This is a genomic window from Pseudovibrio japonicus (assembly GCF_014651595.1).
Taxonomy (GTDB): Bacteria; Pseudomonadota; Alphaproteobacteria; order Rhizobiales; family Stappiaceae; genus Pseudovibrio; species Pseudovibrio japonicus.
On record NZ_BMXE01000007.1, the window covers coordinates 146,400 to 165,039 of the forward strand.

Sequence of the window (18,640 nt, forward strand, 5' to 3'; positions counted from 1 at the left end):
ATGGCATTACATTGGCATTTCTTTAACCTAGTACCAATTATTTCCTTATGCAACATAAAATTAATGCCAAAAGGATACCAAAGCGGAGATGCTTTGGATATAAACAGGCCCGTTTTATAGATATATCATTGAAATATATGGAAATAATAGCGATAAATAAGAAGTATTACGAATGCATACAAAATCTTTCGGAAAAACTATCATAAGCGATACTTGCAAAATGGTATGTTATTGGTATTTTGAATTATCGTCGTGAAATTGGAAATCCTATGTCTCTGATTGGGAAGAAACTCGGTGCGCTTCAGCCAACGGATTTGTCCGCTGATTTGCCACTCCCGTTGTATCTGCAATTGGCGAAGCATCTGCGCGCGCAGATAACAAGCGGCAAGCTGGGGGCCAACGAATCCCTGCCCGCTGAGCGGGAGTTGGCTGAGTTCCTGAATGTGTCCCGCGTGACGGTCCGCAAAGCGCTGGGGGTGCTGGCGAAGGAAGGGTTACTGAGCAACCGTCAAGGGTCCGGTTGGTTCACCAATTCCAGTCCCTATGTTGAGCAGCGGCTGTCGACGCTCACCAGTTTTACAGAGGACATGCAATCTCGAGGGCTCAACGCTGGCGTCAGCTGGTTGGATCGAACAGTGTCCGCTGCAACCCCTGAAGAGACCCTTTTGCTGAATCTGAGGCCAGGAGAGCGCGTGAGCCGTTTGAACCGGCTGCGGCTTGCTGGCGATAAACCCTTGTGCATTGAGCTGAGCGTGCTTCCGGTTAAGTACCTTCCCGATCCGTTTGCCGTTCAGGGCTCCCTCTACGGCCACTTACGAGAACTGGGAGCCGCCCCTTTCCGGGCTTTGCAACGACTGAGTGCGGTGAGCTTGATCGCGGATCTGGCAGGGAAGCTTGATCTGCCGGAAGGAGCCCCTGCTCTTTACATCGAACGGCGTACCTTTCTTAAAGATGGTGCGCCTCTTGAATTTGTGTCTTCCCACTATAGAGGCGACGCTTACGATTTCGTCGTAGAGCTTGCGCTGGCGTAACTCCGAAAAAAGGCAATAACAATGGACTTAAAGCAACCCGACCGAACGCTCCTGGGCAAGGAAGCACTGGAAACTGCGGACCGGACCGTGCTTCAGTTTGAGCGCAACGCCGCTGTCCTTGCAGATCTTGGTGAGCGCCTAAAAAAGAACCCGCCACGCTTTGTTGTAACGTGCGCCCGTGGCAGTTCTGATCATGCTGCGATGTATGGTAAGACGCTTATTGAAAACTATGCGGGCCGGGCCGTCGCTTCCGTCGGTATGAGCATCGCTTCTGTCTATGAACGCAGTCTTGACCTGCAGGACGCCTTGTTTATCGCGGTTTCACAATCCGGCCAAAGCCCTGATCTCTTGCATTTAACAGAAATGGCCAAGGCGCAAGGCGCACTAGTGCTTGCACTGGTGAATGAGGAAACAGCCCCGCTCAACGATCTGGCAGATGTGGCCATCCCATTGTGTGCGGGACCTGAGCGCAGTGTGGCGGCAACCAAGTCTTATATTTTGGCCTGTTCCGCCTTCCTCAGCCTCGTTGCTAAGTGGACGGACAATCCGGATCTTCTGAAAGCTATGGAGCAATTGCCAGAAGCGCTGCGCGCAGCCTCCAAGTTGGACTGGTCTCCGGCACTTGATCAGTTGCATGACACAAGAAACATGTTCGTTCTGGGCCGTGGGCTGAGCTTCGGTGTTGCGCTGGAAGCTGCCCTCAAACTGAAGGAAACCAGCCGTATCCATGCTGAAGCCTTTAGTGCAGCTGAGGTGATTCATGGACCTCTCGGCCTTGCCGGGTCGGGTCTGCCTGTTCTTGCGTTTGGCCAGAACGATGCAGCAGCTGACTCATTGCGCCAGACGATTGAACGGTTTGCATCTTTGGAAGGCAAAGTCCTTTCCGCTCTTGATGTGCCAGGTACGCAGAAGCTTCCGGTTGTTTCTGATGTTCATCCAGTCATCGAGCCGCTGTGCCAGCTGCAGAGTTTTTATCTGGCTGTTCAGCACCTTGCCATCAGCCGGGGAATTGACCCGGACAATCCACCGAACCTTCGCAAAGTGACGGAGACGCGGTAATGCTTCAGTTTTTCACAGGAGCACCTGTGTTTGATGGCGAATGCATTCGTGAAGATATCGGCGTCGCTGTTGACGATGGAGTTGTTCTGGCTCTGCGTTCTGCTGATGAGATACCGGAAGGTGCGCATGTTGTTCGGCTTGATCCTTCAGCAGTGCTTGCACCGGGTTTTCTTGATCTTCAGATAAATGGTGCGGGCGGGGTTCTCTTTAACGCGGAGCCAACCGCTGATACTGCCATCCATATCGCAAAGTCTGTGCGCTGCCATGGCGTAACTCGCATTCTGCCGACGCTTATCACCGATTGCAAAGAAACGCTTGCAAGCGCTTGTCAAACGATTGGTGAGGCCGCAGAAGATGAAATGAGCGGGGTCCTTGGTATTCATGTTGAAGGGCCGTTTATCAGCGTAGAACGCAAAGGCATCCATAAGCCCTCTTATATTCGCGTGCCAGAAGAAGAGGATTTGGTCAGGCTGGCGGAACTCTCCTTAGCGCTAAGGCAGAATGGCGCAAGGCTCTTGCTGACCATTGCACCTGAAAATGTTCCCGATGATGCTATCGCCCGTTTTGCGCAAAGCGGAGTTGTGGTTTCCGCCGGGCATACGGCTGCTAGTTATGAGCGCATCCATGAAGCCATTGCCAATGGGGTGACCGGCTTTACGCATCTGGGCAATGCAATGCCAGCCATTCAAAACCGTGAGCCCGGCCCTGTTGCAGCCGCTCTTGCCTCTCGCGATACATGGTGTGGCCTCATTGTTGACGGGCACCATATTCATCCGGGTTTGATGAAGGTGATGCTTGCAGCCAAGCCTGAGGGCAAGGTGTTTCTGGTTACAGACGCAATGCCACCTGTCGGCACGGACATGCAGTCTTTTGAGCTCTACGGACAAACCATCCATCGTTCCGGCGGTCGGCTGGTTTCATCGCAAGGTGTTTTGGCTGGCGCTGATATTGATATGGCGAACGCCGTGCGCAACTGTACCACCCTTCTGGACCTGCCGCTGTCGGAGGCCCTCAGAATGGCCTCTCTGTATCCGGCAGGTCATCTGGGATTGGACAACCGCTTTGGTAGAATTGCGCCGGGATATACAGCGGACTTTGCTCTGATCACCAAAGACGTAGAGCCGCTGGAAACATTTGTTGCGGGCCGCTCTGTCTGGAAACGGTCAGAGGTGTAGCCAAACTAACCAAGGGCCGATGGACAGAGAGTCTTATCATCGGTTCCTTTCCAAAATTGTGCGCACGGAGACGCTCGCTCAGCCACAGGTACTTCGTGCGCGAGCGTCTAACGCACTTAGAGCTCTCTTCCCAATACTGTCGGTGCAGTGTTGACGCCCTGGCTTGCTTGAATGTGCGAAGCTGCATGCAATCAAAACTAAGGGCTGCTACCCATGCGGGACCAGCGGCCATTTCAAAGCCAAGCTGACGCTATCCCCAGATTATCCAGAGGCCAACTGCCTGCCGCAAGGGCACTATCTGTCAGGCACGTAGAAATTTACATTAAGGGTTGATGTAAGCGTTTACATATGCCTATTCTGATTCATGTAAGCGCTTACGGGAGGAATCATCTGCGACAGCAGGATGATCGTAAGAGCTTCAGTTTTGGGGGAATACAAGCCTGATGGCGACGATCGCACAAGTTGCTCTTTTTGCTGGCGTTTCGACTGCAACAGTGTCGCGTGCTTTGAACAAGCCCGATGTTGTTGATGAGAAAACCAAGGCAAAAGTGCGTGAAGCAGTTGATGCACTTGGATATCGGCCCAATCAGGTGGCTCGGGGGCTAGCCTCTCGCTCTTCCCGGACCGTTGGTGTTGTTATCAACCGCTTCGATTCTGCCTACTATGGTCAGATGATGCAAGGGGCCGAAAAGGGCCTGCGTAGCGTCGGGTACAAAACCATTGCTGAATCAACCTGTGAGCACGCTGATGGGGAAAGGGCTGCATGGAACTCGCTGCTGGATCGTCAGTGTGAAGCGATCATTCTGCACGCTGATGCACTTTCCGATGATGAACTCCGGGAGCTGTACAAAGCACGGCGAAATACGGTTCTTATGAACCGGTATCATCCAGATTTTGCTGATCGCTGTGTGTACCTGGACAACATCAAAGGTGGGCAACTGGCTGGGGAGTACCTTCTGAGCAAGGGACATCGTTCCATTGCGACCATTACCGGCCCATCAAGCTACTACGAAGCTCGTGATCGATTGACCGGATTGCGGCAAAGTCTCGCGAATGCTGGTATTGAGCTAGACCCGGCACTCGTGGAGGAAGGGAACTTCCGCGATGACATGGGTTTCACATGCATGAACCGTCTCATTGATAGCGGCAAGACATTGTCTGCAGTGTTCTGCCAGTCTGATGAGATGGCGGCCGGTGCGTTGGATGCCTGTAGGCAGCGGGGCGTGCGCGTGCCAGAGGATATTTCTGTGCTTGGCTTCGATGGGTTGGATCTTGCATATCACCTGACACCGAAACTGACGACGGTCCGTCAGCCACTAAGGGAGATAGGCGAAGCAGCGGGACTGCTGGCCTATGCAGTGGCGACCAAGTCTACGGATCACTCTGACATTAAAAGGATTTTTGCGGCGGAAGTTGTTGAGCGATCTTCCGTGCGGGACCTGAACGACGGGTCTTGAAATTCGCTCTACGTATTGTGTGGAGGAGTACAATGAAGTTCCAATTGATGGCCGGTCTGGCCTCCCTCGTCATGCTTGGCGCGTCCGCGTCTGCTGATGAAATTGTTTTTGATGGGTTCCCTGACTTCAATAGTCACCTGGATATTCTGATCCCCGACTATGAAGAAACCCACCCGGGCGTTTCAATTTCCTATCGCATGAACCAGCATGGCGATCACCACAAGAAGCTGACAACCAACCTTGCGACCGGCTCCGGTGCTGGCGACGTGGTTGTCGTTGACGTTTCCTTTGTTGGCTCCTTTATTAATGCTGGTGGTTTTGAGAACCTCTCCTCCCCTGAATATGGCGCGGATGCCATGTCCGAGGACTTTGTTGGCTACGCATGGAGCCAGGGCAAAGGCGCCGATGGCAACCAGTACGCAATCCCTGTCGATATCGGACCGGGCGTTATGTACTACCGCCGCGATCTTGCTGAATCTGTTGGCGCTGACATGGAAAAAGCCATCACCGACTGGGACAGTTATATTGAATATGGCCGCAAGCTAAAAGAGAAGAACGTATACCTGATTGCCGATGCTGCTGATGTTGCGCAGATCATCATCTACACCACCATTAAAGATGGTGAGGGCTACTACTTCGACGAAAATGGCAAACCGCTCGTCACTTCTGAACGCTTTGTAAAAGCCTTCTCAGTTGCAAAGCAAATTCGTGATGAAGGTCTTGATGGCCAGATTCAGGCCTGGACCAACGAATGGTACGAAGGCTTCAAGAACGGAACTGTTGCGACCCAGCTCTCCGGCGCATGGTTGCTAGGTCACCTCCAAAACTGGATGGCTCCGGACACCGCCGGCCTGTGGGGTGCGTCCAACCTGCCAGACGGTATCTACGGATCCTGGGGCGGCTCGTTCCTCGCTATTCCAAAGCAGGCGAAGAACAAGAAAGAAGCTTGGGAATTCATTAAGTACCTGACCAACACATCTGAAGCCCAGCTTGCTGGAATGAAGAATATCGGCTCCTTCCCTGCGCTGACAGGCACCTATGGGGATGCTGCATTTGAAGAGTCAATTGACTTCCTGGATGGTCAGAAAGCTCGCTTGTTGTTTGCTGAAGTTGCAAACAAAGTTCCGGCAGTTGCCCCACGCAAGGGTGATCTGATTGCCGATGATCTGGTGATCCGCGGAGCTCTTTACGAAGTCCTGAACGACGGCAAAGACGTCGAGGCAGCGCTTCGTGACGCAGAGCGACTGATCAAGCGCCGCGTGAAATAGGCGTTCCTTTTGTAAACCCCGAATGAATTGTCTTTCGGGGTTTACTTCCCTTCCCTCTCCAGAGCACCGGCGACCACCCATGAGTATTACCGGAAGTCAGATCGATGGTGTTGCAGTGGCGACAGCCCCTGCCGCGCGCAAACGCAGGTTATCCAAATCGTTGAAAAAGAGGCTGATACCGTGGCTCTTCATTAGCCCATTCATCATTCTCTTTCTGACCTTTACCTTATTTCCCATGCTGTTCTCCGTCTATTTGTCGGTTCACGAATGGAACCCCGTAGCCGGGCTTTCCAGCATGGAGTATGTGGGTCTTGCAAACTATCAGCTGACACTCACCGACCCATGGTTGTGGCAATCGCTTTACAATACGGTGTGGCTGGCGGTGGTCAGCGGCGTGCCGCAGCATTTGCTTGCCATCCCCGTGGCCTATCTTCTTGTAACGGGACTGCGCGGCGGCTTGCGCCATTTCTACACCGCGTTCATGTTCATTCCTTACATCACCTCAACGGTGGCAGTCTCTCTGATCTTCTTCAGCATCTATTCGGCCAACTCCGGCATCTTGAACCAGATGCTGCTGGGGCTTTCCGACATGCCCGTTTTCTCCTGGTTTTTCTCCTGGGTGCCTGATGTGATGCCAATCCGTTGGTTGACTTCTTCAGATCTCCTGAAGCCCTCCATCGCCATGGTGGTGATCTGGAAATACACCGGCTTCAACATTGTTGTTTATTCTGCAGGTTTCCTGACGGTTTCCCGCGATCTTTATGATGCAGCCCGTGTTGATGGCTGCAACCGTTGGCAGCAGTTCTGGCATGTTGCCCTGCCGATGATCCGCCCCTTCGTCTTCTTCGCAGTGACCTTGACCATCATCGGTAACCTGCAGTTGTTCGAAGAGCCGTTTGTTCTGACACAGGCCCAGAGCGGAGGTGTTGCCCAAGCTGGTCTCACAGCTTCCTACTACCTGTATCTGGTTGGCTGGCAGTGGTTGGAAATGGGCTCAGCTGCCGCGATTTCCTGGATCCTGTTCCTGTTCATCGCCATCGCAACTTCCGTGCACTTCTACTTTAATGGCCGCAAGGGCCTTGGGGAGGACAGATAATGACCAAACTGGTTCGCTTACTTCCCAGGATCAGCATGCAGGCCTTTTTGATGGTGAGTGTGTGCATCACCATCTTCCCGTTTGTTTGGGTGGCGATGATGGGCACCCATTCTCGCAGCGAGATCTACTCCTCTCCGCCACCGTTTTACTTCGGCACACGGCTTCTTGAGAACTATGAAAAGCTACTTGAGGTTATGCCGTTCTGGACTGTGTTGGGGAACTCCCTGCTCGTTTCCGTTCTTGGAACCATCGTCACGGTGCTGTTTTGCTCCATGTGTGCCTTTGGTTTCTTTGCCTACGAGTTCCGCGGCAAGAACATAGTGTTTGGTGTGATGGTTGCATCCATGATGGTGCCGCCCGTGCTGACCCTCATTCCGTTCTTCCTGACGGTTAAGTTTCTAGGAATTCTGGACACTCACTTTGCGCTCTGGTTCCCGACTTCGGCGAACGCAATGGGCATCTTCCTGATACGCCAATACATGGTCACCTCCGTATCCAGGGACCTGCTGGATGCAGCCAAAGTGGATGGGGCCTCTGACCTGCGGATCTATTGGTCGGTTGTGCTACCGCTGATCAAACCTGTCTTGGCAACACTTGCAATTATCGTGTTTATCGCACTTTGGAATAACTTCCTCACACCGCTCATCGTGATCTCCAGCCCAGAGAAGTATGTTTTGACGCTTGCTCTGCGGTCTTTGCAGTCGGTGGCTAATACCCCTTGGGGCGCGGTGATGCTGGGCACATTCATGTCCATGATTCCACTGCTGCTCGCCTTCCTCTTCTTCTCAAAACAAATGATGGCAGGTCTCACCGCCGGCGCCGTGAAAGGATAATATGCTATGAAAAAGACTGATCTTTTAGCGCAAAGGTTTCCATCCCAATTCAAGTTTGGTGTTGCGACCGCTGCCTTCCAGATTGAAGGTGCTGCCCATGAAGATGGCCGCAAGCCGAGCATTTGGGATGCTTTCTGCAACATGCCGGGCCGCGTTTACAAGCAGCACAACGGCGATGTCGCCTGTGACCATTACCATCGCTGGGAGAGCGACCTTGACCTGATCAAGTCGCTTGGTGTTGATGCCTACCGCTTCTCCATCGCATGGCCGCGCATTATTCCTGACGGGCGCGGCGCGGTGAACGAAAAGGGCCTCGATTTTTATGACCGCCTGATTGACGGTCTGATCGCCCGAGACATCAAGGTCTTTCCAACGCTCTACCACTGGGACCTGCCGATTCAACTCGCTGGCTACGGCGGTTGGACGTCCCGCAATACCGCTGAGGCCTTTGCCGAATACACCGAGGTGGTTGTGAAGCGTCTTGGGGACCGGATTGATGCGCTGGCCACCTTCAACGAACCGTGGTGTGCCTGTTACCTGAGCCACCTGATGGGGGTGCATGCGCCGGGTGAAAAGAACATGGACGCAGCTGTTGCTGCCGTGCATGTGATGAACCTTGCGCACGGTATGGGCGTACAGGCAGCGCGGTCTGTGCGCGCTGACATCCCTATGGGAACTGTGCTGAACCTGCATGCAATCTATCCGGACAGTGAGAGCGAAGCAGATAAAGCAGCTGCGGAGCGCGCGTTCCAGTTCCACAACGGTGCCTTCATGAGCCCGATTTTCGACGGCAAGTATGACGACCAGTTCATGGATGCCCTCGGCGACAAGTTGCGTATGCAGGAAGGTGATCTGGAGATCATCAGCCAGAAACTGGACTGGTGGGGACTGAACTACTATGCACCGGCTGGTGTTAAGGATGACCCATCCAAGGAAAGCGAGTTCCCGCATACGCTGCCGGTTGAGGTGACTGATACGGGCGAGCGCACTGACATTGGCTGGGAGATTTCCGAAAAGGGACTGAGCGATGTCATGAAGCAGGTCTACGAACGCTATGACCTGCCGGAAGTTTACATCACCGAGAACGGCGCTTGCTACAACACCGAAGTGGTGGACGGGGTGGTTGATGACCAGCAACGCATTGACTATCTGGATCGTCACCTGAATGCCAGCGCTGATATTGTCGATGCAGGGATTCCACTCAAAGGCTATTTCCTCTGGAGCCTGATGGACAACTTCGAGTGGGCTGAAGGCTACAAGATGCGCTTTGGTATTGTCCACGTTGACTACGATACGCAGGTTCGCACACTAAAGAACAGCGCGTACTGGTACCGCGATCTGGTTGCGACCCACCATGCAAAGGCAACAGCGACCGAAGAAGTTGGAGGCTGACATGGCAGGCGTTGAACTTCGTAATCTGCGAAAATCCTTCGGCAAGGTAGAAGTCCTCAAAGGCCTTGACCTAAAAGTGGAGGATGGAGAATTCGTGGCTCTTGTTGGCCCGTCTGGCTGCGGTAAATCCACTTTGCTGCGTATTCTGGCAGGCCTTGAAGAGGAAACTGCGGGGGATGTGCTGATTGGTGGGGAAGTGGTCAATGACCTGTCTCCCCGTGAGCGCAACATCGCTATGGTGTTCCAGTCCTATGCGCTTTACCCGCATATGACGGTGGCGGAGAACATGGGTTTCAACCTCAAGATCTCCTCGAAACCCAAAGCGGAAATCAAGGCGCGGGTGCAGGAAACTGCGGAGATTCTGGATCTTGTTCATTTGCTCGACCGCAAGCCCTCCCAACTTTCGGGGGGGCAGCGCCAGCGCGTTGCCATGGGGCGTGCTCTTGTGCGCAACCCTGATGTCTTCCTGTTTGATGAACCGCTTTCCAACCTTGATGCAAAACTGCGTGTGCAGATGCGTGAGGAGATCAAACGGCTTCACCATAAGGTGCGGACCACAAAGATCTATGTGACCCATGACCAGATCGAGGCCATGACCCTTGCTGACCGGGTGGTTATTCTTGATCGGGGCATCATTCAGCAGGTGGGCACGCCAACCGAGCTTTATCGCAACCCTGCTAATGCATTTGTCGCAGGGTTCATTGGCTCTCCGGCCATGAACTTCCTGCCCGGCATGCTGCAATCGGACAGTGATACGGCCCGCATCGAGCTGGAAGACGGAAGTGTTTTGACAGCCCCTCGCAAACCCAATCATCCACGCGATGGCAAGGTACTGCTTGGTTTGCGTCCAGAGCACATTATGCTGGGAGAAGGTACAGGTACGAGCAATGCTTTAACCGGGCGCATTGACCTGATAGAGCCGACGGGAGCCCAAAACCATCTCCGGATCAAACTGGGCGGGCAGTCAACAACCGTTGTCGATAACAACCTGACGGAGGTTGAGCTGGGCCAGAACGTCGCCGTGCATGTTGACCCAGACAAGATCCACATCTTCGAGGCAGGAAACACAGCCTAGGATTGGTGCAAAGAGGTACTACCAGAAATCAGAGGAATGAAGGTTTGAAGTAGAGCTGTGCTGCCAGTTCTCACTTGGGTACTGGCGCAAAGCCTGCGACAGTTGTGTGCACACGCCCTTGAGGTTTTTGCCAGTACCAAGACAAGCCAGCTAACGTCCTTTGCACGCAGCAAGCCGCAGAGTGAATTGCTGTGCCTGTACCTGTCTTAGGCTCAGCTCCGCTTGCTTATGGACACTGTGACTAAGCCGTACGGTCGGCGTCCTTACTAATACAACACACGGGCAGCTCCCTTTCTTGTCGTGATGTCTACGAAAAGGGAGCGCGGGTCTCCTCATGCATAAGGCATGAGAAGAGCGGTTACGGAATGCATTTGATTATTCTATCAGAACCCGGATGGGTCCTGTTTCCAGCCAAGCAATCGAGCTTCTGCTTAGACTGTACGATCTTACGTTTCGTTGCAGTACACCGCGGTCTTCCCACCAATATGAACTGCCTTGCTGACGGTATTGGTTAACCCGAACAGATGCCCCCTATCACACTGCAATGTCTCACTTAACTCTTCCGCTCGTGCGATGCAGAGTATGGGTGGGTATGCCTACAATTGTTAGGGTCAATAGATCGCCATCATTCGCTGACTAATGAATTAATGACGAAATCCAGAGCCTATTTCTTCAATGGAGCGGCATTGCCGAGAGAGGGTGCAAATCAGTTTGGCTGGGACGGTCTGATTATAGTGTTACCAGTAATGCTGATATCAGAGATCGAAACTACAAGTTTGAATAGTTGCCGCGCCCAATCTACCTAAGTCACATCACACGAAACGAGAATGTGAACCGACGAAGGAAGTCAAACGATGTTTGCAACAACAATAAAAAAAGCCCGCTTCATTGCAGCAGCAGCGGTCATCGCAGCTAGCAGCACTTCAGCCTTTGCGCAGGATGCGATGGGTGTGGTCAACAAATATCTTGTTGCATGGAATGCGCAGAATTCAACAGTAGCCGCCAGCATTCTGGCTGAAGACGCACGCTATTATGACTCTGCACTTGGTGCCACCGTTGAAGGTCGTGAAGAAGCGAAAGCACAGGTGATCGATGCATTCATGAATGCCGCGCCGGATATCTATTGGAACCTTGTTGGGTCTCCGGTCATCTCAGGCCAGCAGGTTGCTTTTGAATGGGTTTTGGGCGGCACGAATACTGGCGACTGGGCCGACGGCACCCCTGCAACAGGTAAGAGTTTCCGTATCTACGGCATGTCCAACTTCACCGTTGAAGGCGACAAAGTTATCGCTCAGTCCGATTACTACGACGCGCTGAACTTCTACAAGCAGCTGGGTTTGGATTAATCCGCTCGCGCACCGTACCCCAAACAAAGAGCCATCCAGGAGATGGTCTTTTGAAGCTCCAAACTGAACCAGCAGCACGATTGACTGAAGACCGGGAACCCCATGTAGCCGGTAATCGCCCTCGTCTCGTGGTTTGATCCAAAGAGGAAACTCCAATGAAAACTGTAATCTTAATCGGCGCTAACGGAAAAATGGGTCAGGCAGCCCTCACCGGCCTCGGCAATCATAAAGTGATCACTGCGGGACGGTCTGCTGATACCTATGACTATCAGGTAGACATCACCAGCGAAGATTCGCTTCGCAATCTGTACGAGTCGGTCGGTGAGTTTGATGCAGTCGTCAACACGGTTGGTCTGTGTGAATACGCTACCTTCGAAGAAATGACGCAAGAGCAGTGGATGACCACTGTCATGAGCAAGATGATGGGTCAGATCAATCTGGTGCGCATCGGTCAGGAATATATCGCTGACAAAGGGTCTTTCACTCTGATCACCGGTATCTTGAACCTCAAGCCAATCCCGTATGCTGTTGCTGATGCAACCACCAGCGGTGCAATTGACACGTTTGTACAGGTTGTTGCACATGAGCTGCCACGTGGCATCCGCATCAACTCCGTCAACCCAACCGTTCTGGAAGAAGCTTGGGATGTCTACGGCGAAATGATGCCTGGCTTCCAGCCTGTTCCTGGTGCACTCGTTGGCAAGGCGTTTGAAAGATCTGTCGATGGATTCATCTCTGGACAGGTTCTGTATGTAGACGCATAAGAAACGTCACACCAAACTGACGACCCTTCGGCAGAAAGAAAAGACATGATAAACTATTCAATCCTGGACCTTATTCCAATTGCTGAGGGGTCGAACGCTCGCGCCGCCATTCAAAATTCAGTCAAGCTTGCTCAGCACGCTGATCAAGCCGGATACACCAGATACTGGCTGGCTGAGCACCACAATATGCCCGGTGTGGCAAGTTCTGCAACAGCGGTTTTGATTGGCCTCATTGCGGGCGCCACAACGAATATCCGGGTTGGGTCTGGCGGCGTCATGCTGCCAAACCATGCACCACTCGTTGTTGCCGAGCAGTTTGGAACGCTTGCAACAATGTACCCCGATCGCATCGATCTGGGTCTGGGGCGTGCGCCGGGAACCGATCAGCGCACTGCACGGGCCTTGCGGCGGAATATGAACCAGCAAGGTGATGACTTCCCTGATGATGTGGTCGAGCTGATGGAGTATCTGGGAGATAACGCTGGTGGCTCTGTCCACGCCGTTCCGGGCGAAGGGACGAAGGTTCCTGTTTGGATTCTGGGTTCAAGCCTTTACGGGGCGCAGCTTGCTGCCTATCTGGGTCTGCCCTTTGCGTTTGCATCCCACTTTGCGCCAGACAGCCTTGAGCAGGCGGTGGACATTTACCGTCGAACATTCAAGCGCTCAAGTCAGCTTGAAGAGCCGTATTTTGCCCTCTCCGTCAATGTGTTCGCGGCCGATACCAATGAGGAAGCCACATTTATCAAGACCTCGCACCAGCAAGGTTTTGCCAATGTGATCACGGGCAAACCAAATTTCCTGCCCAAACCGGTTGAAGACATTTCCAGTGTCCTTGAGCCAAGTCTTCTGAACTCCGTCAATCATGCGCTGCGGTTTACAGCGGCGGGTGATGCTGAGAGTGTTCATCAGGAGCTTTCAAAGATGGTGGACAAGCACAAACCCGATGAGTTGATCATTAATAGCGCAATCCATAACTCAGAAAGCAGGATAAAGTCCTATGATATCGCTGCTAAAGTCGTGAAATCACTTTAGTCTGCCTGGGCAAGGCCGCCATATGAGCTGCGATTGTTTTGTTTACAGGGAACGGAAAGCGTTGCAGCAGATCAGAAATTTGCGACTGTTCCGACACGCGAAACGCAATGTCGGAGCAGCTTGGGACGTGGGTTGCGGAAGGAGCAAAGCTTTTGAGTAAGATCAACAGAGTGGACCTGAAGCAGCTCCGTATCTTGCAAGCCTTGCTCAGAGAACGCAGCGCATCCCGTGCAGGGGACGCGGTGGGGCTGACGCAACAGGCTGTCAGCGATCAGCTGCGAAAACTGCGCGATGTGTTTGATGATCCGCTCTTCGTGCGTCGAAGCAACGGTTTAACGGCCACGCCGCTGGCAGAAAAACTGCAGCTGAAAGTTGATCGTATCCTGAAGGAGATCGATGGCCTGTTGCAGCCCGATGAGTTTGACCCAGCGCGCGTAGAGGGCAAAATAGTCATTGCCGCAACTGATTATGCGCAGCAAGCCATCCTGCCCGAGCTATTGCAGGAGATGCTGTTGCAAGCGCCTCGCTTGAAGATCGAAGTGCAGGATTTTGATGCCGCGAAAAGTCGCGACCAGATGGCCGCCGGGCAGATCGATATTTGCATTGGGTTTCCAGATAGTTTCCCAGAGAACTTTCCCTCTGTCCCCCTGCTGCGGGAAAGCTATAGCTGCGTTGCCGCCAAAGACTTAGACCTCACGAACAAATCCCTGACGTTGGAAACCGTTGCCGATCTTCCTCAGATCACTGTTGCGCCAGATAACCTGGTGACCTCGTGGTTCAAAGAGGCAGGCTTTGCGCCTAATATTGTGGTGTCGGCGCCCTGTTTCTCCGCAGTCCCCAAATACCTTGTCACTACCCAAACAATTGCGTTCCTGCCCTCCCGTATCCCGCTCAATCCCGGCATTGAACATATCGCGCTTGATGATTGCCCCATCGAGTTCGAAATCGTGGCCGCCTGGCATATCCGTGCTGACAATGATCCGCTGCTCAACTGGTTGATAAGATTGTTACAAAGCGCGTGTGCTGACTAAAACTGGGGTATACTCCGCCTGTCTTCTGTTCCCGCAGGTCTCTGAGGTTGGAGTGAAAAGCCAAGATGGAATTATCTGACTACGATAAATCGTGCTGGGAACAGCTTGAAAAGGCGTCACGTGATCCAGAGGCGCCTTTCCGATATCTGACGGTCTGTTCGGTTGATCAAAACCTCCAGCCACAGGCACGGACAATGGTCTTGCGGGCGGTCACAGTAAGATCCCGCGAACTAGAATTCCATACTGACATACGGAGCCCGAAATGGGAGGAATTCCAGAAGAACAAGCGTGCAACCGTTCTGGGATATTGCCCGAATACCCGCCTTCAATTGCGTCTTCAGGGAACAATCACACTCCACGCACCGGGAACACTACAGGCGCAATCCGCATGGTCAAAGCTATCCCACTGGACAAAGCAAACCTATGCAGGCGGTCCACCCGGTGATGAACTGGCCTTCGAGCCTGCCCCAGTGACAGCAACCAGTCCCGAAAGCACAGATAGCTCAAGGGGCGAAGTCTACTTCGGCGCCCTCATATTCCACGCCACATCACTGGACCGCTTCCAACTCCAACGCCAAAACAATCAACGCATACTTTTCGAATACGACAGCTCTGGATCGCTTGTCTCTGGTAACTGGGTAAACCCCTGAGCTTCAATCGAGCTGTCCAGTGATAGTGTACCTCTGCGAGGTGGTCTGTTCCTTTCCGCCGCTCTCACGTTTGAAACTTTAAACGAAAAGCTGCTCAACAGTTCCATTCCCATTTGCAACAGTGATCTTCGCATAGCTGCCGTTAATAAGGGCCATGTTGGGTTGTTTATGACCGATATCGGCATCAAGTATGATCGGGAATGAGTAGTCTTGAAGGACAGAAGAGAGGGCCTCCAGATACGTCAAGCCAGCCTTGTCGCAGTCAACTCCGGAGTTTCGGCCTATCAGAATACCATTCACTGCCTCAAACCAGCCTCGAAGCTTTAAGCTGTTAAGTGTGCGCACAAGGCCGGCTGGAGAAAGTTCTGCATTCTCAAAATAAAAGATGATGCCGTCGTCAGGGTGATATCCTGAAAGATCATGAAGATTGAAATACTCTGTCCCCGCCAAGTGAGAGACTGTATCCAGGCAACCTCCCACCAAACGTCCTTCAAGTGAAATGGGTGTGCCCGTGTTCTTAAGGGGCTTCCACTGTGTGACCTCGGTTTTATTCAGCGTGCAGTCGATCTGAGTATCAAACCCAATATAAGCTTCCTGATACTTCTTTGAGGAGTGTTGGATCACACTCTCCCCCGCATGAGTTTGCATGCAGTTGAGTGAGTTCCTGGTCAGGCTGTCGGTTTCTGATGGGATCATGTCCATGAGATTGGCACAGTGCGTTGTGGCCCAACCACATTTGGTCGTAATCGCCACCGTGATCGTGCTCACATCAGAAAAGCCGAAGACCCACTTTGGCTTGGCTCGTTTTATGGCCTCGAAGTCCAGTAGTGGCAGGAGCTCGATCGCGAACTCGCCTCCCCATGGCGGCGCAATCGCGTCAATGGAATCGTCAAGCAAAAAGCGCATCAGTTCAGCAGCCCGTTCAGACCTCGGAGCACTGACATGCTTCTCGTCTTGCCGTAAGCACTTGCCTTCAATCACCTCATAGCCAAGATTGTTAAGGTTTTGAATGGCCTGATCTAACCTGCCGTGATAGTGCGGTATGACACCTGAAGAAAAAGCCGTAATCGCAATCTTGCTTCCTTGCCGCAATGGTTTCGGGTACTTCAATAAAAACTCCATAAACTGGAACAAACACGTGCTGAAATGCCATGTTCTCGCGCGTTGGCAGAGATGCTGTCAAGGGCACCGTAATCTTGAACTCTCGAGCTTAAGACAAGACGTCTGAGTAAGACGGCCTTCGCTGCCTCAGAAATTGATCTGGTCCGTGATCCGCCTCACTTGGCATTCTACTCATTTAGCAGATCAAGTATTAAGTCATTTCAAAACCGGCTGTTTTGCTTTTATTCGGCTGTTCTTATTGTTGGGTCAGGAAAAACCCAGCAAGGGATACGGGAAATGAAAATCCTCCTCATTGGTGCAAGTGGAACCATCGGCAAGGCAGTCAAGGAAGAACTCAAAGATCACGATGTGATTGCCGTGAACAGGTCGAGCGGTGACGTCCGGGTCGATTTGAATGACAATGCCTCCATCAAGGCCTTGTTTAACCAGATTGGCAAGGTTGATGCCATCGTCTCAACCGCTGGTCATATCGTCTTTGCTCCAGTGCGCGACCTTACCGAAGAGCAATTCAAAGAAGCGATGGATGGTAAGATTTTCAACCACCTGAACCTGTTTCGCATCGGTGCCGATTACATCATCGAAGGTGGGAGCTTTACGCTAACAACTGGCGAGTTGGCCACCAATCCAATGCCGGGCGGGGCTGCGGTGAGTCTGGTGAACGGAGCTCTGAACGCATTTGCAGTAGCGGCTGCGCTGGACACCGGTCCCTCCCTTCGCGTGAATGCCGTCAGCCCACGTTTTGTCACAGAGACAATGGAAATCATGGGCATGGACAGCAGTACGGGGATCTCCGCCGCAGACACAGCAAAAGCTTATAGACATGCCGTGGAATGCAAAGAGACCGGCAAAATCTTCGATGTGCCCGACTATATCTAGGTGATCTGAGTGTCGGCTGCTGTTAGCGCTGCGATATAGCGAAGCATAACGGTGAGGTTTGTTCTTCACCTCACCCCGCCTTCCTGCCGAAACCGGAGAGATACGCACCGTAGTCTATGCTGGCCTGGAGGGTTGCGGTGCGGGCTTCGTCGTGGCGTGGGTCGAGGAAGATCATGCGGCCCGGTTTGGCGTTGATTTCTAGCAGCTTTGGGCATCCGCCTTTGTCGACACCAATATCAAGGCCCAGCTCGCCGATCGGTGAGGTATGATAATCATCCATGCAGTTGGCGATGGCAAAGGCACATTCTTCCACGGCAGCTTGGACGTCAGCTGCCTGCTTGCCATAAGCATTGCGGAAGTAGGCCTCAGGGTCCACCAGATCCGCACCCTGTTCGAGTTGGGAGGAAATGCCACCATGCGCGCGGGCGCGGGGGGCGATCATCAGGCAGCGCCATGTGCCGCTGATGTCTTTATGCATTTGCACCCGGCAATCAACGGCGCGGCCATCAAACGCCGAAAAATCCAGACTTTGCTGCACCAGATACTGATCCACCGAGGCGTGAGAAAAGGCAAACTCAAACGCATCTTGCAGCTGAACGAAATCTGCGTGCAGACATGAAAGGCCGGTCAACCATTGCAACCGGTAGCCTCTTTCCAGTTTTGACAGCCGCATGAGAAACTTGCCGCCCCGGCCGTCGACAGGCTTGAGATAGGCCGAGTCATGACGCGCGAGTATCCTCTTCAACAGCTCGGGCGTGGGTGCCCGATGGGTCTCGGGCAGATACTTGCGCAGCTTTTGCCCCTGTATCAGATGCTCATGCACCTCCCACTTGTCAAAGAAACCGGGATTGTAGATGTGCGCGCCCAAAGCTCGCATGCGGTTTTTCACGGCTCCCACACGCAGCTTTTGTTCCTCACTGCGGGTGTGGATTCGGTTGTAAATGGCGCTTGGCAGGGGCAGGCCCGGCTGGCGATGGCCAGCCATGGTCTCGCCGGTGATGGTATTGGACGCCCAGTTGTAGTCTTCCGGCGCAAACAGGTAAGCGATATAGCCGCAGTCATGAGCGTATGCGAGCATACCCTGCTGGTGGCGCCGTTCGGGATCAAACTTGCCCGAGCACATGATGCCGATGGTCGGCCCGATGTGAATGGTGTCCCCTTCCCTTCTCACATGAAGACCATCCACCAGTGCCAGGCCGTACTCGTCAAACACATCTGCAGGCAGGCCAAGCGATGCGCTGCGCTCCGGTGTTACGGCAGTTTTGCCGGAAAAGCGGTGACAGGCGCCAATCTGGAAGGTGAGGTGTTCACCCTCGCTGGCACCAATGCGTTCAAGTGCACCTTGTGAGAAGACCACGTCGCTGCTTGAACTCGACACACGGTAAAGATGAAGTTTGACAGCTGAAACCACGGGCACCCCAATTCTGACGAAA

General features: G+C 53.1%; 17 protein-coding genes. 15 read left to right on the top strand and 2 right to left on the bottom strand.

The features are described 5' to 3' along the window. Positions 1 to 269: 269 nt before the first annotated feature. The 14 genes from IE076_RS17760 (at position 270) to IE076_RS17825 (ending at position 15,209) form a co-directional block, all read left to right on the top strand. The gene (locus tag IE076_RS17760; RefSeq protein ID WP_189438129.1) at positions 270 to 1,031 is read left to right on the top strand and encodes a GntR family transcriptional regulator; all 762 of its coding nucleotides are present in this window, start codon (positions 270 to 272) and stop codon (positions 1,029 to 1,031) included. Between the two features lie 21 nt (positions 1,032 to 1,052). Further along, on the top strand, positions 1,053 to 2,090 hold the full coding sequence (locus IE076_RS17765; protein ID WP_189438130.1) for an SIS domain-containing protein: 1,038 nt from the start codon (positions 1,053 to 1,055) through the stop codon (positions 2,088 to 2,090). Then, the gene (gene nagA, locus IE076_RS17770; protein ID WP_189438131.1) at positions 2,090 to 3,265 is read left to right on the top strand and encodes an N-acetylglucosamine-6-phosphate deacetylase; all 1,176 of its coding nucleotides are present in this window, start codon (positions 2,090 to 2,092) and stop codon (positions 3,263 to 3,265) included. The genes IE076_RS17765 and nagA overlap by 1 nt, the downstream gene beginning before the upstream one ends. 443 nt (positions 3,266 to 3,708) lie before the next feature. Further along, positions 3,709 to 4,722: a LacI family DNA-binding transcriptional regulator gene (locus tag IE076_RS17775; RefSeq protein ID WP_189438132.1), complete on the top strand. Its 1,014-nt coding sequence runs from the start codon at positions 3,709 to 3,711 to the stop codon at positions 4,720 to 4,722. A 32-nt stretch (positions 4,723 to 4,754) separates the two neighbouring features. Beyond that, entirely contained in the window at positions 4,755 to 5,990 is a 1,236-nt protein-coding gene (locus IE076_RS17780; RefSeq protein WP_189438133.1) for an extracellular solute-binding protein, read from the top strand. Positions 5,991 to 6,069: 79 nt separating this feature from the next. Beyond that, positions 6,070 to 7,086, top strand: a complete 1,017-nt coding sequence (locus tag IE076_RS17785; RefSeq protein WP_189438134.1) for a carbohydrate ABC transporter permease — start codon at positions 6,070 to 6,072, stop codon at positions 7,084 to 7,086. Further along, positions 7,086 to 7,919, top strand: coding sequence for a carbohydrate ABC transporter permease (locus IE076_RS17790; RefSeq protein WP_189438135.1), 834 nt, complete (start codon positions 7,086 to 7,088; stop codon positions 7,917 to 7,919). The genes IE076_RS17785 and IE076_RS17790 overlap by 1 nt, the downstream gene beginning before the upstream one ends. Positions 7,920 to 7,925: 6 nt before the next feature. Beyond that, the gene (locus tag IE076_RS17795; protein ID WP_189438136.1) at positions 7,926 to 9,311 is read left to right on the top strand and encodes a GH1 family beta-glucosidase; all 1,386 of its coding nucleotides are present in this window, start codon (positions 7,926 to 7,928) and stop codon (positions 9,309 to 9,311) included. Position 9,312: 1 nt separating this feature from the next. Then, positions 9,313 to 10,386, top strand: a complete 1,074-nt coding sequence (locus IE076_RS17800; RefSeq protein ID WP_189438137.1) for an ABC transporter ATP-binding protein — start codon at positions 9,313 to 9,315, stop codon at positions 10,384 to 10,386. An 854-nt stretch (positions 10,387 to 11,240) separates the two neighbouring features. Further along, positions 11,241 to 11,732, top strand: a complete 492-nt coding sequence (locus tag IE076_RS17805; RefSeq protein WP_189438138.1) for an ester cyclase — start codon at positions 11,241 to 11,243, stop codon at positions 11,730 to 11,732. Positions 11,733 to 11,887: 155 nt separating this feature from the next. Beyond that, positions 11,888 to 12,496, top strand: a complete 609-nt coding sequence (locus IE076_RS17810) for a short chain dehydrogenase (protein ID WP_189438139.1) — start codon at positions 11,888 to 11,890, stop codon at positions 12,494 to 12,496. 45 nt (positions 12,497 to 12,541) lie between these two features. Beyond that, complete coding sequence (locus IE076_RS17815) at positions 12,542 to 13,528, top strand: LLM class flavin-dependent oxidoreductase (RefSeq protein ID WP_189438140.1); 987 nt, start codon at positions 12,542 to 12,544, stop codon at positions 13,526 to 13,528. Positions 13,529 to 13,635: 107 nt separating this feature from the next. Further along, positions 13,636 to 14,559 (top strand): LysR family transcriptional regulator, encoded by a 924-nt coding sequence (locus tag IE076_RS17820; RefSeq protein ID WP_280514305.1) that lies wholly within the window; start codon positions 13,636 to 13,638, stop codon positions 14,557 to 14,559. 65 nt (positions 14,560 to 14,624) lie between these two features. Continuing rightward, positions 14,625 to 15,209 (top strand): pyridoxamine 5'-phosphate oxidase family protein, encoded by a 585-nt coding sequence (locus IE076_RS17825; protein WP_189438142.1) that lies wholly within the window; start codon positions 14,625 to 14,627, stop codon positions 15,207 to 15,209. A 78-nt stretch (positions 15,210 to 15,287) separates the two neighbouring features. Here IE076_RS17825 and IE076_RS17830 read toward each other — a convergent pair whose 3' ends face one another. Beyond that, positions 15,288 to 16,319 (bottom strand): S66 family peptidase, encoded by a 1,032-nt coding sequence (locus IE076_RS17830; RefSeq protein ID WP_189438143.1) that lies wholly within the window; start codon positions 16,317 to 16,319, stop codon positions 15,288 to 15,290. Between the two features lie 288 nt (positions 16,320 to 16,607). Between IE076_RS17830 and IE076_RS17835 the strand changes: the two genes are divergently transcribed. Next, positions 16,608 to 17,207, top strand: coding sequence for a short chain dehydrogenase (locus IE076_RS17835; protein ID WP_189438144.1), 600 nt, complete (start codon positions 16,608 to 16,610; stop codon positions 17,205 to 17,207). Between the two features lie 70 nt (positions 17,208 to 17,277). On the opposite strand, the gene IE076_RS17840 is transcribed toward IE076_RS17835, so the two are convergent. After that, entirely contained in the window at positions 17,278 to 18,618 is a 1,341-nt protein-coding gene (locus tag IE076_RS17840) for a YheC/YheD family endospore coat-associated protein (RefSeq protein ID WP_189438145.1), read from the bottom strand. Positions 18,619 to 18,640 lie beyond the last annotated feature (22 nt).